Source organism: Streptosporangium sp. NPDC002544 (assembly GCF_040295965.1).
Lineage (GTDB): Bacteria > Actinomycetota > Actinomycetes > Streptosporangiales > Streptosporangiaceae > Streptosporangium.
Window position 1 is genome coordinate 203,977 of sequence record NZ_JBEOWJ010000010.1, and the last position, 22,897, is coordinate 226,873.

24 protein-coding genes and 1 pseudogene are annotated in these 22,897 nt (G+C 68.0%); 10 read left to right on the forward strand and 15 right to left on the reverse strand.

What is annotated here, in order from left to right:
* Positions 1–62: 62 nt before the first annotated feature.
* Positions 63–1,430, reverse strand: a complete 1,368-nt coding sequence (locus ABT061_RS17760; RefSeq protein ID WP_350918364.1) for a PAS domain-containing protein — start codon at positions 1,428–1,430, stop codon at positions 63–65.
* Positions 1,431–1,794: 364 nt separating this feature from the next.
* Positions 1,795–3,351, reverse strand: a complete 1,557-nt coding sequence (locus ABT061_RS17765; protein ID WP_350918367.1) for a hypothetical protein — start codon at positions 3,349–3,351, stop codon at positions 1,795–1,797.
* Between the two features lie 205 nt (positions 3,352–3,556).
* Between ABT061_RS17765 and ABT061_RS17770 the strand changes: the two genes are divergently transcribed.
* Complete coding sequence (locus ABT061_RS17770; protein WP_350918370.1) at positions 3,557–4,357, forward strand: AfsR/SARP family transcriptional regulator; 801 nt, start codon at positions 3,557–3,559, stop codon at positions 4,355–4,357.
* A gap of 229 nt (positions 4,358–4,586) precedes the next feature.
* Here ABT061_RS17770 and ABT061_RS17775 read toward each other — a convergent pair whose 3' ends face one another.
* Both ABT061_RS17775 and ABT061_RS17780 read right to left on the reverse strand, forming a co-directional pair.
* Entirely contained in the window at positions 4,587–4,961 is a 375-nt protein-coding gene (locus ABT061_RS17775) for a YciI family protein (protein WP_350918373.1), read from the reverse strand.
* 56 nt (positions 4,962–5,017) lie between these two features.
* Entirely contained in the window at positions 5,018–5,710 is a 693-nt protein-coding gene (locus ABT061_RS17780) for a DUF998 domain-containing protein (RefSeq protein WP_350918376.1), read from the reverse strand.
* 267 nt (positions 5,711–5,977) lie between these two features.
* Between ABT061_RS17780 and ABT061_RS17785 the strand changes: the two genes are divergently transcribed.
* Positions 5,978–7,117: a sensor histidine kinase gene (locus ABT061_RS17785; protein ID WP_350918379.1), complete on the forward strand. Its 1,140-nt coding sequence runs from the start codon at positions 5,978–5,980 to the stop codon at positions 7,115–7,117.
* Positions 7,114–7,770, forward strand: a complete 657-nt coding sequence (locus tag ABT061_RS17790) for a response regulator (RefSeq protein ID WP_350918382.1) — start codon at positions 7,114–7,116, stop codon at positions 7,768–7,770. The genes ABT061_RS17785 and ABT061_RS17790 overlap by 4 nt, the downstream gene beginning before the upstream one ends.
* A 205-nt stretch (positions 7,771–7,975) precedes the next feature.
* On the opposite strand, the gene ABT061_RS17795 is transcribed toward ABT061_RS17790, so the two are convergent.
* A complete protein-coding gene (locus ABT061_RS17795; protein WP_350918385.1) occupies positions 7,976–8,617 on the reverse strand; it encodes a DUF2306 domain-containing protein in 642 nt (213 codons plus the stop codon).
* Positions 8,618–9,003: 386 nt separating this feature from the next.
* Here ABT061_RS17795 and ABT061_RS17800 point away from each other — a divergent pair, with 386 nt between their 5' ends.
* A complete protein-coding gene (locus ABT061_RS17800; protein ID WP_350918388.1) occupies positions 9,004–9,990 on the forward strand; it encodes an NAD(P)-dependent alcohol dehydrogenase in 987 nt (328 codons plus the stop codon).
* Here the strand turns inward: ABT061_RS17800 and ABT061_RS17805 are convergent.
* Together ABT061_RS17805 and ABT061_RS17810 are read right to left on the reverse strand one after the other, a co-directional pair.
* On the reverse strand, positions 9,909–10,634 hold the full coding sequence (locus ABT061_RS17805; RefSeq protein WP_350918696.1) for a hypothetical protein: 726 nt from the start codon (positions 10,632–10,634) through the stop codon (positions 9,909–9,911). The genes ABT061_RS17800 and ABT061_RS17805 overlap by 82 nt on opposite strands.
* A 106-nt stretch (positions 10,635–10,740) precedes the next feature.
* Positions 10,741–11,142: pseudogene (locus ABT061_RS17810) on the reverse strand (protein kinase domain-containing protein); the annotation flags it as partial.
* Between the two features lie 189 nt (positions 11,143–11,331).
* Between ABT061_RS17810 and ABT061_RS17815 the strand changes: the two are divergent.
* A complete protein-coding gene (locus tag ABT061_RS17815) occupies positions 11,332–11,844 on the forward strand; it encodes a hypothetical protein (protein ID WP_350918391.1) in 513 nt (170 codons plus the stop codon).
* Between the two features lie 485 nt (positions 11,845–12,329).
* Here the strand turns inward: ABT061_RS17815 and ABT061_RS17820 are convergent, their stop codons facing one another.
* Together ABT061_RS17820 and ABT061_RS17825 are read right to left on the reverse strand one after the other, a co-directional pair.
* A complete protein-coding gene (locus tag ABT061_RS17820; protein WP_350918394.1) occupies positions 12,330–12,629 on the reverse strand; it encodes a helix-turn-helix domain-containing protein in 300 nt (99 codons plus the stop codon).
* Positions 12,630–13,257: 628 nt separating this feature from the next.
* Positions 13,258–13,800 (reverse strand): CGNR zinc finger domain-containing protein, encoded by a 543-nt coding sequence (locus ABT061_RS17825; protein WP_350918397.1) that lies wholly within the window; start codon positions 13,798–13,800, stop codon positions 13,258–13,260.
* A 25-nt stretch (positions 13,801–13,825) separates the two neighbouring features.
* Here ABT061_RS17825 and ABT061_RS17830 point away from each other — a divergent pair, with 25 nt between their 5' ends.
* Positions 13,826–14,014 carry a hypothetical protein gene (locus ABT061_RS17830; RefSeq protein ID WP_350918400.1) on the forward strand — a complete coding sequence of 63 codons (189 nt, stop codon included), beginning with the start codon at positions 13,826–13,828 and terminating at the stop codon, positions 14,012–14,014.
* Between the two features lie 554 nt (positions 14,015–14,568).
* On the opposite strand, the gene ABT061_RS17835 is transcribed toward ABT061_RS17830, so the two are convergent.
* Positions 14,569–15,231 (reverse strand): hypothetical protein, encoded by a 663-nt coding sequence (locus ABT061_RS17835; protein WP_350918403.1) that lies wholly within the window; start codon positions 15,229–15,231, stop codon positions 14,569–14,571.
* A gap of 62 nt (positions 15,232–15,293) precedes the next feature.
* Here ABT061_RS17835 and ABT061_RS17840 point away from each other — a divergent pair, with 62 nt between their 5' ends.
* Positions 15,294–16,019, forward strand: a complete 726-nt coding sequence (locus ABT061_RS17840) for a MerR family transcriptional regulator (RefSeq protein ID WP_350918406.1) — start codon at positions 15,294–15,296, stop codon at positions 16,017–16,019.
* Positions 16,020–16,393: 374 nt separating this feature from the next.
* Here ABT061_RS17840 and ABT061_RS17845 read toward each other — a convergent pair whose 3' ends face one another.
* The 4 genes from ABT061_RS17845 to ABT061_RS17860 form a co-directional block, all read right to left on the reverse strand.
* A complete protein-coding gene (locus ABT061_RS17845) occupies positions 16,394–17,272 on the reverse strand; it encodes an SDR family NAD(P)-dependent oxidoreductase (protein WP_350918409.1) in 879 nt (292 codons plus the stop codon).
* A 140-nt stretch (positions 17,273–17,412) separates the two neighbouring features.
* Positions 17,413–17,991, reverse strand: a complete 579-nt coding sequence (locus ABT061_RS17850) for a TetR/AcrR family transcriptional regulator (RefSeq protein WP_350918412.1) — start codon at positions 17,989–17,991, stop codon at positions 17,413–17,415.
* 64 nt (positions 17,992–18,055) lie between these two features.
* Entirely contained in the window at positions 18,056–18,691 is a 636-nt protein-coding gene (locus tag ABT061_RS17855) for a GNAT family N-acetyltransferase (RefSeq protein WP_350918415.1), read from the reverse strand.
* Between the two features lie 238 nt (positions 18,692–18,929).
* Positions 18,930–19,259 carry a helix-turn-helix domain-containing protein gene (locus tag ABT061_RS17860; RefSeq protein ID WP_350918418.1) on the reverse strand — a complete coding sequence of 110 codons (330 nt, stop codon included), beginning with the start codon at positions 19,257–19,259 and terminating at the stop codon, positions 18,930–18,932.
* A gap of 63 nt (positions 19,260–19,322) precedes the next feature.
* Between ABT061_RS17860 and map the strand changes: the two genes are divergently transcribed.
* Positions 19,323–20,105 (forward strand): type I methionyl aminopeptidase, encoded by a 783-nt coding sequence (gene map / locus ABT061_RS17865; protein ID WP_350918421.1) that lies wholly within the window; start codon positions 19,323–19,325, stop codon positions 20,103–20,105.
* Positions 20,106–20,215: 110 nt separating this feature from the next.
* On the opposite strand, the gene ABT061_RS17870 is transcribed toward map, so the two are convergent.
* Positions 20,216–20,701, reverse strand: a complete 486-nt coding sequence (locus tag ABT061_RS17870) for a hypothetical protein (RefSeq protein WP_350918424.1) — start codon at positions 20,699–20,701, stop codon at positions 20,216–20,218.
* Positions 20,702–20,768: 67 nt separating this feature from the next.
* Here ABT061_RS17870 and ABT061_RS17875 point away from each other — a divergent pair, with 67 nt between their 5' ends.
* Together ABT061_RS17875 and ABT061_RS17880 are read left to right on the forward strand one after the other, a co-directional pair.
* Entirely contained in the window at positions 20,769–21,302 is a 534-nt protein-coding gene (locus ABT061_RS17875) for a PadR family transcriptional regulator (protein ID WP_350918427.1), read from the forward strand.
* Positions 21,303–21,351: 49 nt separating this feature from the next.
* Entirely contained in the window at positions 21,352–22,674 is a 1,323-nt protein-coding gene (locus tag ABT061_RS17880) for an FAD-dependent oxidoreductase (RefSeq protein ID WP_350918430.1), read from the forward strand.
* The last annotated feature ends 223 nt before the right edge of the window (positions 22,675–22,897 follow it).

The window sequence follows — 22,897 nt, forward strand, 5'->3', positions numbered from 1 at the left end:
CGATTGTGGCCTATGCGCCCTACTTCATGAGGATCAGCGCGAACCTCGCGGCCGGACCCGGCTCAGAACGCGTCGCGGTACTCGGTGGCCGCGGCCCTGACCCGGTCCACCTGCGCCTCCAGCTCCCGGACATCAAACGGCACGGCCGAGGCCTCGAACTCCCTGCCCAGCGCGTGCAGCATGTCCAGGCCGTCCCAGATCGCGGCGAACTCGTCGTCGATCGGCCGCACCAGATCACCGAGTGCGCCCTCGACCCGGTGACGCAGGACGAGCATCCGCCACTTCCCAAGGAACCAGCGGAACTCCGTGAGCCGCTCGCCCGCCTCGGCGATCTCGGAGACGACCTCGCGCAGTGTCTGGTTCACCTGCTGTGCCCTGGCCGACATCTCCAGCACGCTCTCCTGCACGGCATCGCAGAGCTGGGGCACCTCGCTCAGCGAGGTGCGCGGCGCGAGACCGTCCGCGACCTCGGCGGCGAACGCGGCGACCATGTCGTTGTGCAGGCTCGCCAGCACGATCCGGAAGCGCAGGTCCGTGACGTACGAGCGCAGCGCGGCGAGCCTGGGCACCAGCCGCTCCAGCGTGCCCATCGCGGTGCGCGTCGGCGTGGCCATCACCTGGGCGACGTTGCTCAGCACCGGTACGGTGTCGGCGACCGTCTCGGAGGCGACCTGGGCTCCGGCGACCACCTCGTCGAGCCGGCGGGCGACGTCGAGCACCTGGGTGGACGACCGCATGAGCCGGTCGCTGAACACCCGATAGCTCTCCAGCCGCTCCACCAGGCCGGTCAGCAGCGTTTCCAGCGCTCCGACCCCGGCCAGCACCTCCGCGATCGGTCCCCGCGCCCAGGGCCGGGCACAGGTCGCGGAAGCCAACCGGCCGCGCGCCGCGACCTCGGCGGTCAGCGCCTCGGTGAGGAAGTCGTCATGCGAGCCGAATCCGCACTCTCCCAGCAGCTGTTCGATCTGTTCCCTACCGAACAGCGCCACGTCACGCCGGTTCATCCGACCGCGCTCGGCCGCCTCGGTCTCGACGTCGGCGACATACTTGTATATGCGCTTGACCTCCTCGAACAGCTCGGACCGCGGCGCCATCCGAACCGACAGGAAACCCTCCGCCGAGGGCGTCATGGTGGCGAAAACCCAGTAGTGGCTGCCGTCCTTGGCCAGGTTCCGCACGTAGGCTCCCGCCGGACGCCCGGAGAGCAGGCGGTCCCACAGCAACCGGAAGACCCCGGCAGGCATGTCGGGGTGGCGCACGATGTTGTGTGATGCCCCGGTGAGCTCGTCCAGGGAGAACCGGGAGGTCCGGACGAAGACGGAGTTCCCGCTGCGGATCAACCCGTGCCGATCCGTCGTGGAGAAGAAGAGCTCCTCCGGACCGATGACCTGTTCCAATCCATTGGGCACGATCGACCCGCCAAACCCCATCGTCCACCTTTCTGATCTTGGAAGACGATACCAACCGCACCCCACGGCCCTCAAAGGAAGGTCACGGCCGTCCACCCGAGGAGCCGTGCATTCCTTCTCTGGGGACGCCCGATCTGACTCACCGTTGGCGCCGACAATCCCGTGAAAGACAGCCGGCTGACAGCCAGGAGAGGGCTGTCAGCGCCTGCTGTCGACTCAGCGCGGCGCCCTCGGCGAACTCCGCGGCGGAGGCCGCCACGCCGATGAGTTCCGTGACGCCTGCGGCGACCCCGGCGCGACGGTCGGCTGGCGGACGCCACGGATCCAGAGCTGATCCGCCGACTTTCCGTGCGACCCGCGTCCCGGGGACGCGGGTCGCACGGAGTCAGCCCGTCTTCACCTCGAACGAGTAGCTGGTAGTCCAGACCACTGTGCCGTCGCGATCCAGGGCATCGACGTAGACGGTGTTCCAGTCGGTCGTGGGAGTGATCGTCGCCTTTGCCAGCCCGTTTTCGACTGGAGCCTCCTCCGTCGGAGCATCGTTGTAGGAGTAACGGAAGACCATGACGATGTCCCTCAGATCTCCGGAGTCGAACACGAACTCGCCCGGAATCCCGACGCCGCCACCCGGCTCGCCCTCGCCACCGAATTCGGGATATGTGCTGGAGGAGACAGTGGGCGGGTGCTCCAGCCAGTTGACCTCGAAGCAGTATTCGGCATCGGGGCTGAAGTTGCCCGCCCGGTCGATACCTCGCACCTTGAGGCAGTTGTCGAAGTCGCGAGTCGGTTTCACCGTGACGGTGACAGAGCCGTCCGCGGCCGCCGGCGTGTGCTTGTACTCTCCGTCAAGGCCGTATACGTAAGCCACGATGTCATCGGCGCCGTTGGGTGTGAAGGTGAACGCGCCCGGCAGATAGACGTGCCCGCTCGGCACGTCCTTTGGATAGTCGGTGGAGGACACCAGCGGCGGCTGCGCAGGGGCGGTCAGGTCGACGGTGAACTCCTGCCACGGGGCCCACTCGCCGATGTCATAGTGCAGTTCGCCATCCTCCATGTACGGGTCCTCAGCTCGGACCCGCCAACGATACGACGAGTCGGCGACGAGCTGCCCGGCGGGCACCATCACGCAGTGCCGGGTGCCGGAGTACTCCGTGTCGGTGACCTTCTCCCCCAGTTTGGTCCCGTCCTGGGTCGCCCACTCGAAACGACCCCTTACGACCTGCGGATAGGAATTCCTGTCCGGGTCGGACAGTTTGGCCCCCAGCCAAGGCGTGATCGAATTCACGTACCGCCCGGTCTGCGAGAAGGTACGGCAAGATTCATGGTCCGACGTCACCGAGGTCTCAGCAGGAAGGTCGGGCCGGTCATTGTGGTCGACCCCCAGGCCGCCGTCGTTCCACAGTTCGTGTCTGATCTCCGGGTTGGTCTCGTCGATCGACTTGAGGCCCAGTGTGATGTGATCTTTTCCGGCGGCCACCGCTTCCCGGACAGCCGCGGTGATCCGAAAGTGCAGCCGATCGAGGCAGGTACCGCCCGGAGCGGCCAGGAGCAGTCGCTCCCATTTGGGCTGGTTCTTCCAGCTAGTCGAGGAGTCGATGTCCCCGGTCTCCCAGAGTTCGACATCTCGGCGTCTGCACTCCCAGGAATTGGCCCGCCCCACGCCGAACCAGGCTGTGGTGACCCGCTCGACGTCGGCGATCGGAGTCAGGTCCATCTGGAAGAACGCCCGGGTGATGTCCTTGGGCTTCTCCTGGAAACCGACGAAGACCCGGTCCTCCTGCCAGTGCGTCCTGTTCTGATGCTTGGAGGAGACGTAGGTCCAGTGGGACCGAGGGATGGTCGTGCCCCCTTCGGCCTCCGCCGTCGCCGGGATCACGAGCACCGGCAGCACCGCCATCAGCGCCACGAGGGCGGCCCGTAGTCGTGAGTGTTTCAAAAGCATTCTCTCCCCTGAACAGCGCCTGCGACCCGCCCCCGGTTCCTCCGGAGACGCCCCTGTGATCGCCGCGCATGCTCATGCTGACCGCACCCCGTTGCGGGAACCGTATATTGCCCGCATAAGTTCACCGTGGAAACTTTTCTTATCAGCAATCCGTTATTACCAGGCGCTGGGGGGCTGGCAGAAACATTCACAGGGGGAGCCGGGAGTGGAGTTTCGCGTACTGGGTCGGCTTGAGATACGGCGTGACGGATGGTGCATCGACATCTCGGCGCCCAAACAGCGAGTGCTTCTCGCGACACTGCTGTGCCATGCCAACGAGACGGTCTCACGCGACCACCTCGTCGACGCCCTGTGGGGAGATCGCCCACCCCGCTCGGCCGGCGACAACCTCCGGATCTACGTGTATCACCTGCGGCGGCTACTGGGCGACGAGGGCAGAATCGTCCGGCGCACGTATGGCTACACCCTCGACGTCCGGTCCGGAGAGCTAGATGCCGACAACTTCGGGGAGATGGCCGATCGCGGACTGGTGGCCGGTGCCGCCGACGATCAGGCCGCCGCGAGCCGTCTGTTCGGCGGCGCACTGGCGCTGTGGCGAGGCGACGCGTCGTTTGCGGAGGTACCGCGGCGCGGCGCGGTCAGCGTGATGGCCAATATGCTCGACGAGCGACGCGAGGTCGTAGCGGAGGCGCGGATAGAGGCCGAGCTTCTCCTTGGCCGCTCCGGTGAACTGGTCGGCGAACTACGCCATCTGGTGACTGCCAACCCGCTGCGGGAGAAGCCGTACGCCCAGCTCATGCTCGCCCTCTACCGCGCCGGCCGACGAGCTGAGGCACTCAAGGTCTACCGAAACGCCCGCCAGGTGTTGATCAAGGAACTCGGCCTCGAACCAGGGCCGGAACTGCGGGCCATGGAAGCCGCCGTACTCAACGGCGACTCGGCCCTGCTGCCGACACCGGACCCACGGCAGACGCGCTCTCCGGCAACCCCACTCAGAGCGACGTGACCGTCCCCACGGTGATACTCGTCAGTGGAAACGGCTCTGGCTCAAGATCGACGCCGGACACATCGGGCGATCAAGAGCCAGGACCTGGCTGAAACCTCAGGTCCACGCACCATCCGAGATCAGGCCGACCGGGCATGAGGCCCGAGGCGATTCGATGCGAAAGTGCCGGGAAACGTGTACGGCTCCCGGCCAGGAACTCTGGCCGGGAGCCGTACACACGGTGATCAGATCAGGCGGGGGCGGCGAAGTCCTCGGGGCCGAAGACGCGCAGCACGTCGGCCTCGCCCTCCCAGCCCGCCCAGTGATCCCGGTGGATCTTCAGGAAGCGGGAGGTCCACTCGACGGCCTCCTCCTTCGAGCGGACCTGGTAGAGCGCGTAGCTGATCAGCTCCTTCGCCTCGGCGAACGGGCCGTCGGTGACGCTCAGCCTGTCCCCGGTGATCGCGACCCGCGCGCCCTGCGCGCTCGGGGCCAGCCCGGCGGTGTCCAGCAACGCCCCGGCTGCGGTGGCCTCTCCGCCGAGCTTGGCGATGGCCTCCATCAGCTCTGCCGGCGGCGGGGTGGTGGGCTGGTTGGTGACCCTAAGAATGATCATGTATCGCATCGGATGTCTCCTTCGATCTTGTTCTCTTGACGGTGTGGTGCGGGGATCGGGTGCGCTCAGGCGTGCTGGGGGGTGATGTGCCGGTACAGGTGCAGGGACAGGGCCGAGAGCCAGGCCCAGATGATCACGACCCCGGAGACGAAGACAAGGTTGGCCCACGGGGCACCCGCACTGGTCGCGATGGCGGCGAAGGCCGCGAGGAACAACCCGCCGGTGAGCCGAGAGTAAAGCACCCACCCGGTACGGCCCGCGGCGGCGAACCTGCGGCCGATGACGAAGCAGGCCACGATCACGCACAGGAAACCCACCGCGCCGCAGGCGAAGTGGAGCGTCCCGGACAGGCTCACCGCCCCGGGCCCCTCCGGCGTCCCCACCGGGAAGCCCATCGCCGGATCCGCCCGGAAGATCCCCGCGCCGATCAGGCTCACCCCGTACATCCCGACGAGCCGGGGAGCCCAGGTCGCGCCCCGCCCGCCGGCCAGGGCCCGGCCCAGGCCGACCGCGCAGGCGATGACCATCAGCCCGGCGGCGACGAAGTTGGTGATCTGGATCCAGCCGAGGTCGCCGTTGGCCAGCAGGCTCCATGCGTGGCGGGAGAGGTCGAATCCCTCCCGGGTCAGCGCCTGGGCCAGGGACACCACGACGTACACCGGCCCGGCGATGATCCCGTAGCCCAGCAGCGACCTGGTGACACTGGTACGCGGGTCGCAGGTCACCGGGTGCGCGGTCCTCGTCGTCTGCTGGGTCATTGGCCGTTCTCCTCACGAGTCACGGGCCGGCTCTCGGGTGTTCCTCTCGGCCCTCTGACCACGCTTCGAACGAGACCACCCCGATTCGACAGCCCGCTCAAATCTTTTTCAAGATCTTTTAGCGCCACTGTGCGGCGCTTCGTCAGAGCGGCGCAGTACGGCCGCACCGCCACACGCGCTCCCACATGTCGGGGCCGCGCGACAGTGAAATGTTCGTCTTGTACTTTGGGCCGCCCCGAGCCGCGTGGGCTTTCGTACCATGGTCATGTGCTCCCCCTTCTTCGCTCCGTGTGGGACGAGCCCCGCCCTCCCAACCCGCCGTCGCGGGCTTGGCGGGACTGGGCACTCGTGGGAGTACTCGTGGCGGTCGCGGTGCTCGAAGGAGTTCTGCGGCCCGATCTTCCATGGCGGGCCGTCTCGGTGACCGTCACCGTCGGGCTGGTGCCCACGCTGTTGTGGCGCCGGACCAGGCCGCTGCTGATGGTCGTGATCGTCTTCGCCACCACGAGCCTGGCCCCGCTGCTGACGGACGGCGACGCCCTGGAGACGTACACGATGGTGTACGTGCTGGTCCTGCTGTACTCGTTGTTCCGGTGGGGGTCGGGACGCGAGGTCGCGATCGGTTTGACGATCATGCTCGTCACGGTCTCCCTCTCGCTGTTCTTCGGCCGCCTCACCCCCGGCGACACGGTCGGCGCGTTCGCCGTCACGCTCTCGGCCATCGCCCTGGGCGGGACGTTCCGCTACCGGGCCGGGGCGAGAATGCGCGAGCTCGACCAGATCAAGCTGCTCGAACGCGAACGGCTGGCCCGCGACCTGCACGACACCGTCGCCCATCACATCTCGGCGATGGCGATCCGAGCACAGGCGGGCATCGCCACCTCGGCGTCGCGGCCCAACTCCGCGACCGAGGCACTCCACGTGATCGAGGCCGAGGCGGCACGCGCCCTCGACGAGATGCGTGCCCTGGTCCGCCTCCTGCGCCGGGACCAACCCGCGGAGTCGGCGCCCGGCCGTCGCATCACCGACCTCGAACAGCTCGCGAGCCCAGGCCGCTCCGGCCCGTCCGTCGACGTGGAGATCTCCGACGACATCGGTGACCTTCCCCTGCCGGTCGAGGCTGCGATCTACCGCATCGCCCAGGAGTCGGTCACCAACGCTCGACGGCACGCCCGTCATGCCACCCGCATCGAGGTTCGCGTCGCCGCCGACGACACATCGGTGCGCCTGCGGGTGAGCGACGACGGCGACAGCGGCCTGGTACGCCCGGCCGGGTCACCGGGATACGGGCTCATCGGCATGATCGAACGTGCTGACCTGCTGGGCGGCACCTGCGAAGCCGGCCCCGCCCCGGATCGGGGCTGGACCGTGACCGCCGTACTGCCCCGGACCGGAGCGGTGACATGAGCATCCGGGTGCTCGTCGCCGACGACCAGGAGATCGTCCGTACCGGGCTCACCATGATCCTCGACGCCCAGCCGGACATCGAGGTCGTCGGCGAAGCCGCCGACGGGTGGCGGGCCGTCCAGCTCGCGCGGCGCCTACGCCCTGACGTGTGCCTGTTCGACATCCGCATGCCCGGCCTCGACGGCATCGGAGCCACCCGCTCCCTCGCCGGGCCGGGCATCGAGGATCCCCTCGCCGTCGTCGTCATCACCACCTTCGACCTCGACGAGTACGTCTACGCCGCGCTGCGAGCCGGTGCCCGGGGTTTTCTGCTCAAGAACGCCGGAGCCGACCTGCTCTCCCAGGCCGTCCACGCCGCCGCGAACGGCGACGCGCTCATCGCCCCGAGCGTCACCGCCCGACTGCTGGGAACCTTCGCCCGCACCGTGCCCGCCACACCGCCGGTACACCCCATCGAGGCGCTCACGGCCCGGGAGGAACAGATCCTGGCCACCGTGGCACGTGGACGGACCAACAACGAGATCGCCGACGAGCTGCACATCTCTCTCAGCACGGTGAAGTCCCACATCGCCAGCCTGCTGGCCAAGCTGGGCGCCCGCAACCGCGTCGAGATCGCCATGTGGGCCTACGAGACCAACCGGGTCAGGAACTGAGCCGGCTACGGCGACGCCCCCTGTACCGTGACCACCGGCCGGGCCGCCGGATCCCTCGCCGCGACGGCTCGGTGCGGCTCCGCTCCCGCCGTGGCGGGCCGCGGGCCGGGTTTCACCCACCGCCTCCACGACACCCCCTTACTCCCGGTGACGGGTCCCCGTTCCTCCACGGCCCGGGAATCCGACTGGGGCACAGGTGTCCCGGTCACCCACCCGTAAGACCCGCCCGCGGAGCGGGGGTACGGGGTGGACGGACCGGCCGCCTGCGGATGAACCACTCGGCCACCGCGAGGTTGATCACCCACCCGGCGCCCACGAGCAGGGCTCTGGGGAACTCCCCAGGTGTGCCGAGGAACAGGAACCAGAACAGATGGGTCAGCGCCTGCGTGCCCGCGCCCAGACCGATCGCGTAACCGCGGATCATCCAGGCGCGGTGCCTGGCGACGTCCCGTCGCCGGATCGCGGCGAGGCCGAGGAGAATGGACAGGACCATGGCCGTGCCGAACACGAGCCGGAACCCGGCGAGGAGATCGCCGTCGCCGACGGGGCGGGGATAGAACAGGGTCATCCACAGCCCCGAAAGCGCTGCGACGAGTCCACATGGGACCAAAACCCGCCCGGCGACGCGGTGCCAGGCGGGCCTCCGGCGGCGGAAACCGGGGGCGAACTGAAAGGCCCCCAGAACGCTGTACAGGACGACGCTGAGGATGTGCAGCACCACAGGCAGGGGCGCCGCGAAGAACCGTGCGTTCTCCGGTGTGATTTCCGCGCCGCCCGTCAGCTCGGTCAGGCGGACGGCTCCGGCGGCCATCGGAACAGCGCTGAGCACGACCAGCGCGGCGGGCACGAGCCAGTCCGCCCTGGCGGAGAAGGCTACGGCGGAAGTCCCTGCTGTGTTCCGGTCATCCGCCGACCGGCCGTTTCGCGGTGACTGTGGAGACGGAAGGTGTCCTGTCGGGCTCTCATCGGTCATGACCTGATCGTGACGACTGAGACAGTGGCGGCTCATCGGTAGAACGGCCTGGTCTGAGCCAGCCGATCATCCGCCAATCAGGCGTACTTTCGGCCGATGAGCCCTTTGTAGCAGCCTTTTACGCTGATTCTCGGTGGCTCGAGACACGCTTGTCGCCATCCGGCCGGCGATGCCTCCGACCCATCGATACGGGCCACAGCGTCGATCACGAATCTGCGGCACAGCTGACACCCGAACCCGCGATGGATAAGGAGAATGTGATGAAAGCGTTCGTCCTACGTTCGTACGGCTCACCCGACGTACTGGATCTCACCGACATCGACAAGCCCGTGCCCGGCGACGACGAGGTGCTGGTCCGGGTGCGGGCCACCTCCGTCCAGCCCTATGACTGGCACTTCATGAGAGGGGAGCCGTACGTCTCGCGGCTGATGAGCGGCGGCCTCGGGCTGCGCAAGTCGAGGATCGACATCCTGGGCGCCGACATGGCGGGACAGGTCGAGGCGGTCGGCAAGGACGTGACGGAGTTCCGCCCCGGCGACGAGGTGTTCGCGATGCCCAAGCAGGGCGGCTTCGCCGAATACGTGTGCGTCCGGGAATCCGAACTGGCGCCGAAACCGAAGAACCTGTCGTATGAGCAGGCGGCGGCGGTACCGCTGGCCGCCAACACCGCCCTGCTGGGCCTGCGCGACAAGGGACGAGTCCAGCCGGGACAGAAGGTCCTCGTCAACGGCGCATCGGGAGGCGTGGGGACGTTCGCCGTGCAGATCGCCCGGGCGATCGGCGCGGAGGTCACCGGCGTCTGCAGTACGCGGAACGTGGGCCTGGTCCGATCGATCGGCGCGGATGAGGTCATCGACTACACCAAAGAGGACTTCACGCGGAATGGACAGCGCTACGACCTCCTGCTGGACATCGCGGGAGGCCTCTCGACGTCGGCATGCCGGCGGGTGTTGGCCCCCAGAGGGGCCCGCGTCATCATCGGCGGGCAGGCCGGCCGGTGGCTGCAACCCGTTGGCCACATGTTCTCGGCGCTCATCATGTCGCGGCTCATGTCCCAAAGGACGATCATGGCGGACGTGGTCGGATGCACGGAGAACAAACAGAACTTGATGACGCTGACCGAGCTCATCGAGGGCGGAAAAATCACTCCGGTCATCGACCGGTGTTACCCATTCGAAGAGATCCCGGCGGCCATCGGATATGTGGAAGAGGGACACGCTCCGGGAAAGGTCGTCGTCACGGTTTGAGGCACCACCGGATCCGCCACACGCACGACGCTCGGCCGGGCCGATGTCCCGCCTGCGGAGGACCCCTTGATCGTCCACAAGGGGTCTCCGTGTTCGGTCACTCCTCCGAAGAACTCGTCAGCCCCACCGGGCAGGAGACACCGGTGCCACCAAGGCCGTGGTATCCGCTGGGGTCCGAGAGGCTGTCGCGGTTCGGACGAGAGATCACCTGATGAGATTCCCGCCCTCGGTTTCAGCCGTCGGAGTCTTTCGGGTGACGAGGTGAGGCGTAGACGACCCAGACAGTGGTCGAGCCCTGTGACCGCGGCGACCTGCCGGCCCGAGCGCACGTCCAGCAGGCGCGCCAGGCCGCCGCGCAGGCTGACCAGCGTGCGCCCGTCGGCGGCGAAGTAGGTCAGCACGCCCGCCCCGCCACCGCTGTCGCGGAACATCGCCTGCTCGCGCTGGACGAGCGCGCCGTTCAGCGCCGTTCTGGCCTGTGTCGTGCCCGCGAGCCGCCAGGCCGCCACACTCAGCAGCAGGCCGAGGCGCGGGTCCGTGAGCCTGGTCGCGTCCGCCAGCGCGGCCAGGCGGATCGACTCCGAGTTGCGTAACCCCGTCACCAGTTCCTCGGCCTTGGCGTCGGCCTCCTTGCCCTGCCACACCGCCAGCCCGCCGCCCGTCAGCGCGATGAGACGTCGGCGGGCGGGCCCGCCCGCCGGAGAACACCTCGGGCGCCATGTAGGTGGGGGTGCCGGTGACCAGCCCGGTCGCGGTCAGCGACATCTCGGCCGTCCTGGCGATGCCGAAGTCGATGACCCGTGGGCCGTCGGGCCCAAGCAGCACGTTGTCCGGTTTGAGGTCGCGGTGGACGACGCCGGCCCCGTGGATCGCGGTCAGCGCCGTGGCCACCGCGGTCGCGAGCCGGTACATGTCCCCGTCGTGGAAGCGGCGGCCCTCGGCGACGGCCTTGCGCAGACTGGGACCCGGGACGTACTCGCTGACCAGGTACGGTCGCGGCCCGTCCAGCTCGGCCTCGATGACCCGGGCGGTGCAGAACGAGGAGACCCGCTGAGCTGCCGCCGCCTCCCTGGCCAGTTGCGCCGCCTGGTCGCCGTACAGGACCTTGATGGCCACCCGGGTGCCGTTCTCGGCGTACGCCTCGTAGACCACCCCCTGCCCGCTGGCGCCTAAGCGGCCGGCCAATACCCGCCCAAGCGCTGCGAGTCCCCCGAAATCAGAGCTTCCATGGGAACTTTAGATGCGTCGACCGCCGGATAGGTTCTGCCGAAAGGCTGTAATTTTGTACACACTCGAAAGTCGTTGACACTCCCGTGCAGGCGACCCGTATGGTCTCCAACCGTGATCATAACTATCGCGCTCAGCGCGTCTCTGTTATTGACCGGTGCCCCCGCTCAGACCTCGGTCAAGACGGTGTCCTTCCAGGGTTTCTCCATCCAGGTTCCGAGCACCTGGCGGACCAATGCCGAGGGCTCCGGCCTGCGTGTCATCACCGGCGCCTGCTCCAAGCAGGCCACCGAGTGCAAGGGTTTCCTGCTCGGCGGCTCCGACCAGGTGAAATACGGCCACGAGGGCGGCCCCTACCAGGTCGGCCAGCTCTTCCACCCCAGCAGCGGGGTGATGGAGTGCGTGCCCGACAAGAAGCACTTGGAGAGCGGGGCCAAGCTGGTCCACAGTCGGAACGTGTCCTTCGGCGGGAAGCCCGCGCGCTACAACCAGTTCACGGTGTCGTGCGGCACCAAGCTCTCCTACACCCAGCGGGTCTGGTACGTGAAGTCCAAGAAGGTAATGGTTGTCGACCACTGGAAGACGCCTGGCCTGTCGTCCATCCTCCGTCAGGCCATCTGGAAGTAGGGCAGGCCATCCGATCCGCCAACCGGACTACGGATCGGGTGGTGCTGGGGCGCATCCTGCACGGTGGGACCATGACCCGGTCACCACGCTTCGGATTCATGCTGAAACCTCTACCGGCCCGAAGTCGCCGCCTGTGGCCTTACGGGCCTGGGTGTGGTGCGCGGGGTCGGCCTTGATCCGAGCGGCCGTCCGCCTGCGATGACTTCCTGCGTGGCGACATCGACATCGAGTTCCGCAGCGTCGGAGAGCGCCTCCACGGTTCGAGGGTGGAGGCGCGCACAGTCAGCAAATACGACTCACGCCCACGAGGCGAGAGCCGCACGAGCAGAGCATGAAGACTACTCCTCGGTCGGGACCAGGCCCGTCTGGCAGGCGGCCCACTCGGACGGGTCACCCAGCTTGACGTTGGTGCCGCCAACGCTGCAGTAACCCGCGAGGTGTCGGCAGCATGACGATAGGTTTCCTGTCGGCGTTGAGGCCTCAGCTCAAGCAGCGGGAGCCCGTGGTGTCAAGCGAACCTCGACATCCGCGTCCAGGGCACGCGCCAGACGTTCCAGAACCGGCAACGTGGGAATGGTCCCGCCCGCCTCGAAGCGCGCCACGGCCGACTGTGTCATGCCTGCCGCACGAGCCAGGTCGTTCTGACTCCAGCCTCGCCCCTCACGCATCCCCCGGACCGTCTTACCCAGTTCGTAGGCGAGACGTGTGGCCTCATAGGCCTCAGCCGCGCCCGGCTCGGTCATCCGACGATCTCTGAGCTCTCGCCAGCTCCCCTGCTCGCTCATGCTGTTTCTTCTTCCTCGTCGACGGTGTGCGCCAGTTCGACACAGCGACGCATGGCTCGCCGAGCCCGCTCAACCTCACGGTCATCACGCATCGCGTCTTGTGAAACACGGTCAAGAGCACGATCCGGCGATGAGGTGCGATCCAGTAGGTGATGCGCATGGCGAACTCGTCAAGGTGAAACCGGAGCTCACTAGCTTGCCATCAAGCTGCTTCGTGTAGGGCTCCCCCAGCAGGGGCCCTTCCGCCGCAAGCAGGTCAACATAGAAAGCCACCCTCGCGAACGATGCCGCAGGTAGACCTTCAAGCCACTTCTGAACTTCCGGTTCCAGTTCTACGGTACCCCAGCTCATAGCGTTGATGCTATGGACCACGCCCTCATCGCACTCTGCTTTCAACTGAACACAGCCGCCTACCGAAGGAGCATCTTCGCTGAGGAGGACGGCGAAACCGGACGATCAACGAATACGGCTCACGCCCACAAGATGAGCGGAAGCCGTATGAGTGGACCCCGGAGGCTACTCCTCTGTCGGGAGCAGGCCCGTCTGGCAGGCGCCCCATCCTGATGGGTCACCTAGCTTGACGTTGGTGCCACTAAGGCCGCAGTAGTCGGTGGCCGCCCGCAGAGGTTCACTGTCGATTCACCGGAGAAGGAGGAGCGTGCCGGGCACGGTGCCGCCGCACCGCGTCCCGGTTGGCACAGCGCGGCGAGCAGTAGCGTTGCCGGCCACTCCGCGAGACGTCCGCGTAAACCAGCCCGCAGCCGTCGCGCGCGCAGCGCGCCAGCCGCGACATGCCGCGCCCCGTCAGATGCAGGGCGGTGCCCACCGCGACCAGCGCGCGCAGCACGCCGCCGAGCGACAGGCCCGCGTCGCGATAGTGCAGGTGCCAGCCGGTTCCGGCGTGGTCAGTGACGCGGGGATACGCCGCCGAGGTGGCCAGCAGGTCGTTGAGCAGCGCGACCCGTGCGCGCTCGTCGCGGATGTCGACGATCTCGCACCACTGCTCGGCCAGGTTGAGCGCGGCGGCTAGATCCGCCTCCCCCGGGGGGCGGTCGATGACGAGGCCGGCGTCCGCGCACCGTTTCACCAGGTCGTCGAGGGATGCGGGCGGGAAGTTGGCCAGGTCCGCCATCAGAAGGACCGCGTCCGCCCCGTAAGGGTTGAGATGCACAATGCCATTACAGCACGCTGGACCCATGAACGACCACGACGGACATGACTGGCGCACCCGTTCCCACCACCACACCAGCGAAGGGCTGGTGCGCTACCAGACCTGCCGCTGCGGCACCTGGCGGGTGCTGTGCGGGGCCCTTAACCCGCCCGCCGCGGCGGTGGTGGCGTGGAGCGCCCGGCGGAGCTCACCGTCCGGCCAGGCGTGCCGCTGACCGGCGCATTCTTTTCCACCTGGCCGCGGACCCCCGGCAGTAGGAGCGATGCGTGGTGGGTGAACCCTGTAATGAAACTCCTCGCCGAAAACGACACCAGTCCCAAATCGACACCGGATGGACCGGGCCGACCTAGGCCAAGTTTCGACTGTCTTCGCAGGTCTACGCGTCGCCGGAGGTCAGTCTCACGGGGCACGCAACCCCGGCCCCACCGATATCGCAGCAACCCAGCACCGAATGGCGCTCGCCGTGCACAATTCCAACCCGTGAACGGCGACTACGGGCTAACGTGGCCCCGCGCGAAACTCCGCCCAGAGATCAACGGCTTCCTCCAGGTCGAGTGCCGCCACATCCTCACGGGCCATAAAGATCGGCGCAGCCCATGGGCAGCACGCGAAGAGCTACTTCTCAGTGGGGAGCATGCCAGTCTGGCAGGCTCCCCACTCGGACGGGTCACCTAGCTTGACGTTGGTGCCGCCGATAGCGCGGCGGCATCTCCGGCGTCTCGCTCAGAGCCGCCCAGGCAGAAGGGCGTACAAGTTCACGGGCGCCGGTCACCGGTTACGCAGGTACCGCCGGCCCAGCACCCCGTACCAGATCATGATCGGCAGGTGGAGGACGTACCCGAGCTGTTCCAGCGCCACCGTCGGCCCATCGGTCCCGGTCGTCCACGGAAGCGCGACCGCGGCCAAACCTGAGATCGCGGCGACCGCACCGGTGATGCGGAGCCCGGTGGACATCGGGACGCCGACCACTGCCGCGGCGGTGGCGGCGACCCACAGCAGCCCGGCCAGGTTGACCGCCCACTTGGCAGTGAGCAGCACCGCCCAGGCCACGGTGACGGCCGCCGGGGCGGCGGGGTCAGCGGCCAGCTGAGTCAGTGCCAGGTTCCCGGCGTCATGAAGCAGGCCCGCAAGCCCGGCGGCAGCCAGCAGCCCGCCGGCCAGCGTCTCCAGGTGCGATCCGGGTGCCTGGGCAGAGCAAGCGGACATCACGAGCCCGGCCGCGGTCAGTGCCAGCCAGCCCAGCACGTCAAATGCCAGCTCGGTCAGATGCAGTCCGAACCGCTCAGCCACCGCGGCCAGCGCGGCGGCAGGGTCGGCCGAATTCAGGGTCAACCCCGATGGCACCACGATGGCCGCACCGGCGATCATGGCCACCAACGAGGTCAACAGCAGGACACCGGTAAGCCGGGCCCGAGGGTTCGAATCGGTCATGGACGGTGACGGTAGGACCCTGCCGCAGGGGCAAAGTCAACATGCCGGGGAGAGGAGCCAGGGTGTGGCGGATCGGTCAACTGGCGCACATGGTCGGCGTGTCCGAACGGACCCTGCGCCATTACGACAAGATCGGGCTGCTGGCTCCCGCCGCGGTGGACCGATCCACCGGCTATCGCTGGTACGGCGTGGCCGAGCTGTCACGGCTGGAACGCATCCGCGGCTTACAGCGCCTGGGCCTGCCGTTACACCGGATCGCCGATCTGCTGGACGCCCCCGAGGCACAGCTGCGACAGGCCCTGGCCGAGATCGTGACGGGCATCAAGCAGGACATCGCCGCCCTTGCCGCCGCCGCGGCTCACGCCGAGGACCGCCTTGCCACGCCGATGTCGATCCTGCCCCAGGAAACCACATTGGGCTCTCGCCGCCTACGCGTACGCCGTTTGCGCCTCGATCATCCATCCGAGCTCGCCGCCCTATGCCCGGCACCGCCGGCGACCCTGCTGACCTGGCTGCGCGGGCAGCCGACCGGCGGGTTCACGGCGGCGGTGACCACCGATCGCGACAGCGAGCAGCTCACCCTGCCCGCTCGATCCGTCGTGCGAGCCGTCGTTCCGCCCTCCACAGACGTGGTCCGCGCCGGGCAGGACCTGTTCGGCTGGTTGCACCGCCACCACCTGGCCATCACCGGCCCCACCGTGGAAGAACACCTCGTCGACGCCGACGGAGCCCACGCCGTCGTCCTTGAAGTATCCGTACACCCCCAACGACACACCCCCTCGGCCTGACCGCTCCTCACACGCCTCCCACCCACCGAACCGGGGCCGGATAACCGGACGGCTCACGCCCAGGAGCTGAGCGTGAACCGTACAGCGGAGCGCTGTGGAGCCACTCCTCGGTCGGGACCAGACCGGTCTGGCAGGCGCCCCACTGAGACGGGTCACCCAGCTTGACGTTGGTGCCGCCGATGGCGCGGTGACCTTCAGGGCTTGGGCGCGGCCGCGCACCTCAGAGGGCGGGATCCGGAGCCCGCGGAGCTCCAGAACCACAGGACCGGCACCAGGCCGGGGTCTCCGGGAGTACGGGCCCGTGCGGCGGATTTCACCTTCATCTGGCCGGTGCCGCAGATCCCACGGCTGGGCCGTTCCCTCTCGCGTGAAGGTCAGGTCGAGGTGAGCGGGGCCAGCCGCCGGCTGAGCCGGAGGACGGCCTCGGCCATTCGGGAGTCGGTGACGGGACGGAAGGGCGCGACGGGACGAGCCTCGGGTCCGATGACCAGGCCGGTCCGCCCGTCCAGTGAGGCGTCGGCCGCCGCGAGGACCGACGACCGTGCGGCCAGTGACGCGGAGCCGGACGTGGCGCGTTCGAAGGTACGCCGGACCAGCGGCCAAAGCAGCCGCAGTCCCGGCGAGACGATCTTCGGCGACCGCATGGTGCCGTCGGTCATCGCGGTGGCCGCGCCGCCGGGATCGGCCGCGAAAACCGAGATGCCCGTGCCTCGCAGCCGCTCCGCCAGATCCAGCGTGTAAGCGAGGTTGGCGAGCTTCGCTCGGCCGTACCAGTGAAAGCCGTAGTAGCCGCCCGGCGGCTCGACGGTGTCGAAGGAGCGTTTGGCCGTCCGGACCGCGCCCGAGGTGACATTCACGATCCGGCTCGGTCCTCCGGCCCGGAGCGGCTCCAGCAACAGTTCGGTCAGCAGGTACGGGGAAAGGTGGTTGACGGCGAACGACGCCTCGATCCCGTCCACCGTCTGCTGCCGATCTGCGAACATCGCCCCGACATTGTTGACCAGGACGTTCAGCGGGCCCTCTCCCGCGAGCCGGGCGGCCAGCCCTCGGACGGAGTCGAGCGATGCGAGGTCGGCGGCGACGAACCTCGCCCCCTGCCCTGTCGCCACCGCGTCGATTCTCTCGACCGCGCGAGCACCCCGCTCGGCGTTCCGGCCGATCACGGTCACCGCGTGACCTGTCGCCGCCAGCCCCATCGCGGTCTCCAGGCCGATTCCTCCGGTCCCCGCCGTCACCACGGCCCGTTTGCCCATGGTCCCGCCCTCCACTGGTCGAACGCTACCGGATAGCCATCCGTTTCATGGCTCACACCGTAGCATAAACGGATGACTATCCGTTTAGCGGAGGCGGGCGTGCGGCAACGAACTCCCAAGCTGCGGGTTCCAGGCTGCCGTCAGCGCGGGGGGCGCAGGCCCTCAAGGAGGACGTCGAGGTAGATCTCGGCATGCTCGGCGTCGTTGCCACCGGAGCGGACCGCGTGCTCGATGCCGCAGAGCAGACGACGGACATCGTCCGCCTCGATGCCCCGCCGGATGGCGCCCGCGCGGCGGGCACGGTCGAGCAGCTCCGCGACGGCACGGTCCAGCTCGACCTTCATCGCCGAGGTCTGCGCATCGGCGTCGCTGGCGGATTCGAGCACCGCTGCGAACCCGGCGTCGTCCAGCATGCGTCCGAGAGTGAAACGCAGAAGACGGTGCAGACCCGAAAGGGCGTCCTCGTCGGCCGCCGCGGCCTGCGCCTCGTCGACGAGCTGCTGGAAGCGTTCCGCCAGCAGCGCCTCCAGCAGCGCGTGCCGGTTGGGGAAATGCCGGTACACGGTCCCGACGCCCACTCCCGCGAGCCGGGCGATGGTGTTCAGCATGAGCGAGTCGTCGCCCATGGCCAACTGCTCGCGGGCGACCTTCAACACCCGTGCGCGGTTGCGTGCGGCGTCCGCGCGCAACGCCGTCCCCCGCTCAGCACTGGGTGTCACGGGCACAGCCTAACGGCTTGCCGGTCAAGAGCCGCGAGGCGCCGATTCGAGCGCGGGCCGGCGGTCAGTGCTTCATGAGAAGGCTGATCTGCGAGCCGAACTCCCGGAAACCGAGAGCTCGGGCGACTCGTCGCGACGGCTCCGGACGCGCTCTCCACTGCGGCAGCAACCCGTTGACCAGAGCGTCAGCCACCGCCGCCGAGGCCACCAAGCGAGCCAGGCCACGGCCGCGATACTTCGCGGCGGTCAACACGGACAGCTGCGCCGCTGTATTCAACCATGGGCGATACCCGGCGGCGGCGATCACATTCCGGCCTTCACGGATCACCCAGACCGCCGAAGCGACCTCCTCCATCCCGCTTTCATCGGCATCCTCCTTGCCCACCGAGGCCACCAGGCCGTCGATATCGCGATGCCCTGCTGACAGACGTTCGACTTCAGCGTCGACGCGGGCCGCAGCGAAGTCATCGGCATCGAGGTACGCAAGCGTTGCCGGGCCCAGGGCGTCGAGGACCGTAAGCCGGGCGGGGAGCCGCGAAAGATCAATGCCGGTTTCGTGGAGATCGCTGAGCAGGACGTCACGCAACGGCTCGATCAAACCGGCGTCGGGCACCGTGACCAGAGCGGCCCCGTCCAACGTGACGACGCCCGTCCATCCCGGCGGACACAACCACGACTCGGGAGAGACGCCCACGGTCACGTCTCCACGCACGGGGAACGTGACAGGGACACGGGCCAAGCTCGCCCACAGCCGACACGCGCGATCCAAGGAACTCCGCGACACTCCTCCATAATCCCGACGGCGAGGCCCCTGGCCAACCTGTTCACCTCGGCCGGCACCCCGATGTGACGTGTAGTTCTCCGGCCGTAACCGTCCCAACCACTGCTGGTCATCTTCGATCGACGTGGGCGTGAGCCGTACAGCAAGATCCGAAGAGCTATTCCTCGGTCGGAACCAGGACCGTCTGGCGGGCCGACCACTCACGTGTGTTGCGACCGGCCCCGGTCGGCTCGACACCACGTTCGGGCTGGTTGATCTCGGCCCACACCGCATCGAGGGAGAGACCGAGGACATCGGCGATCGCAGCGATGGTCGGGAAGGCAGGGGTCGCCACGCGGCCCGACTCGATCTTTCGGAGGGTCTCCGGTGAGACACGTGCACCGAGCGCGATCTCGAGCATCGAGCGCTCTCCCCTGGCGCGACGCAACAGGGCACCGAGGCGCTGTCCGCGCTCGACCTCTGCGGGAGTGAGCGGCAACCTGACCATGGCTCCGAGTGTACCGGGATAATATGGCCGGGATAGTTATTGGTTGCGCGAGAAAGACGCTGCATGATCGAGATCCTGAACCCCACCGAACTGGCCCGAGCAAAGGACACAGGCGCCCTGGTCGCTGACATTCTGCAGACCCTGAAGAGCCGTAGCACGGTCGGCACGAACCTCCTGGACATCGACCGGTGGACCGAGACCATGATCGTCGAGGCCGGAGCGCAGTCCTGCTACGTCGACTACGAGCCGTCCTTCGGGCGCGGGCCGTTCGGCCACTACATCTGCACGGCCGTCAACGACGCCGTGCTCCACGGAATGCCACACGACTACACGCTTGCCGACGGCGACCTGCTGACACTCGACCTCGCCGTCTCCAAAGGCGGAGTCGCCGCAGACTCCGCCATCAGCTTCATCGTGGGCGAATCGAAGCCCCCGGAGAGCATCGCGATGATCAGCGCAACCGAACGCGCACTGAGCGCGGGGATAGCCGCTGCCGGACCCGGAGCTCGCATCGGCGACATCTCCCATGCCATCGGCTCCGTCCTCAGCGAGGCTGGGTACCCGATCAACACCGAGTTCGGAGGTCATGGCATCGGATCAACGATGCACCAGGGCCCGCACGTTTCAAACACCGGACGGCCCGGCCGTGGATACAGGCTGCGCCCTGGCCTGCTGCTGGCACTGGAGCCGTGGGTCATGGCGGACACCGCTGAACTTGTCACCGATGCCGACGGGTGGACGCTCCGAAGTGCGACAGGCTGCCGGACAGCACACAGTGAGCACACGATCGCCATCACCAACGATGGAGCCGAAATCCTGACCCTGCCGAAGCAGGCGCACTCGTGAGGTCGGAGCCACGTCCCCGGTCAGCACAAGCGCCAGGTTGGTCTAGGTAGAGGGTTCCGACCGGATTGTGGCGGCGTTCTCAGCGGATCCAGGCGCCGGCCGGCGAAGGCTTATCGGAGCCGCCACAGGCCCTCGTCCACGCGGACCTCGGGTAGGCCCGGCACTGGCGCTGTGGCCGCGTAGAGCACATACCGGTTGTCTTCCTCATCCATCGCGGCGCGAAGGCGGATACCGTCCGCAAAGATCACCGTCCACAGTCCCGGTGGTTCGGTGTCGCCATACAGCACGTACGTATCGAAGTGGGCGGCGAATCGTTCGGCGAACTCCCGGCGGCCGACTCGCTCGGCCGACCGGCCCTCGACGCCGACGTCGAAACCCATCGCGAAGTGGCCGAAGACCTGCCGGTACGTGCAGAACACGGAGAACACCACGTCCTGCGGGATGTCCCGCAACCGCTCGGCGACCCGATCGTCATGGCCCACGAACAACTCACACTCGGCGATCCCAAAACAGTCCAGCAGGAATGTCCGCAGCTCGCTCTCCGGAACCAGGCAAGACGACAGGCAGTCATAGCCCGTGGCCTCTGTTTCCGTCACGACACCACCCTGTTCTTCGCCGATTCATCTCTTGCACATTTGCGGGTACTCGTGTTTGAGTACTCACATGCGAGCAGTCCGCCTCTTCATCCTCGGGGCCCTGGCCGACGGCGGCCCCATGCACGGGCACAAAATCCGATCCTCGGCACACGTCGACCGGGTCGAGCTGTGGGCCGACATCAAACCCGGATCGCTGTACGGCGCACTGCGCCGGATGGCCGACGAGGGCGCCATCGAGGCCATCCGCACGGAGCAGGAGGGCAACCTCCCCGCCCGGACGGTGTACGGGATCACCGGCAAAGGCCGGGCCGAGTTGCTCTCGGCGATCAGGTCCGTCCTGGCCGACACGACGCTCCGGCCTGACCCGATCCAGCTCGTGCTCCTGCACTGCGACGAGATCAGCCCCGAGGAGATGCGCACGGCGGCCCGGCAGCGGCGTGACTCCTACGCCGCGCAGCTCGGCTTCTGGCGCAACCTGCGCGGCGAGGCCGAGCCCCACCTGACCAAACTGGAGGCCGTCGCCTTCGACCAGACCCTGATGCGCTTGGAGACAGAGGTCAACTGGCACGACCGCCTGCTTGCGGTGCTCGCGGAAACCTAGCGGGACGGGCTCGCCCGCCGGCGCGCCCCAATCGGAAAGTGGAACTCACATGTCCCCTCGGCTCTTAAACGTCGCCGTGATCGGCGGCGGGATCGGCGGGCTCTGCCTTGCCCAAGGCCTGACCCGCGCCGGTGTGCACGTCACCGTGTACGAACGAGACCTCTCGCCCGACTCACGACTCCAGGGCTTTCGGCTGAACATCGAACCGACCGGAAGTACCGCCCTGCACGCCTGCCTGCCACCCGCCCTGTGGGAAGTGCTGGTCGCCACCGCGGGAGACGCCGGGTCCGGGATCGGCTTCCTCGACGAGCGGATGCGACCGCTCATTCACATCGGCCAGGACGACCCCGGTCACGACCCTCTGGACCCAGCGACCGGCGAGCACGCGGTCAGCCGCATCACCCTGCGCAAACTGCTGCTCGCCAGGCTGGACGACGTCGTCCGCTTCGGCAAGGAGTTCACCGGCTTCGCCCGTGCCACCGACGGGACGGTCACGGCCAAGTTCACCGACGGCACCACCTCGACCGCCGACGTGCTCGTCGCGGCCGACGGCGCCAACTCCCGGGTGTGGTCGCAGCTCCACCCGGCGCTCGGCCGCACCGCGTTACCGGCCATGGCCGTCGCCGGCAAGCTGTTCCTCACCGAGGAGAACCGCCGATGGCTGCCGCATCGGCTGCTCGCCGGCAAGAACGTCTTCTGGCCGCGCAAGGACTTCCTGTTCACCGCAGTGTTCCGCAGGCGCGAGGACCCCGCAGCGATCATCGCCAGGCTCGGCGATCAGGTGCGCGGGCTCGGGCTCGACCCGGAGCACCTGCTGGCGGACTCGCATGACAACGACTATGTCCTGTGGGCGTTCATCACGCACCGCGACTCCCTCCCGGCGGGCTACACCTCGAACGCCGACGACGATCCGGTCGCCGTCCGGGAACTGCTCACCGAGCGGACGGCCGGGTGGCATCCCGACCTGCGTCGCCTGCTCGCCGAATCCACTCCCGACAGCCTCTACCGCACCGGCTTCAGCGCCGCACAACCGCTCGAGCCCTGGGAGACCGGCAACGTCACCGGGCTCGGTGACGCCGTCCACCACATGCCACCGGTCGGGGGGCTCGGCGGCAACACGGCGCTGCGCGACGCGCACCGCCTCTGCACCGCGCTCACCGCGGCCGCCCGCGGTGAGCAGCCGCTCGCGCAGGCGCTGCGCGCCTACGAGGAAGACATGCTGCGCCACGGGTTCGACACGGTCCGCGAGGTCGTACGGAACACCGAAGCCGCGATCACCAGAAGCGCAGTGAAACGATCAACGGCTCGATGGTTCTTCCGGACCTGCGGAATCATCCCGCCCCTGGGCCGGATGGTGTTCGGAGAACGGTGAGGGGATGAGCCCGCCCTCAAGCATCGTCGCCGGCCTGCGGGGAACCAGGGGTGGGAGAAAGTAGTGCCCTGCCTTTTGCGAGGGCGGGGCAGGCGTTCAGGTCAGCGCTTGATGTCGTAGCTGTGGCCGACGGCCTTGGCGTGGGAGACGCGACCGAGTGGATCGCTGCCCGTGTTCACCCCCCAGGGACCGTAGACCCTCGCCGGCCTCGGCCGGTCAGACG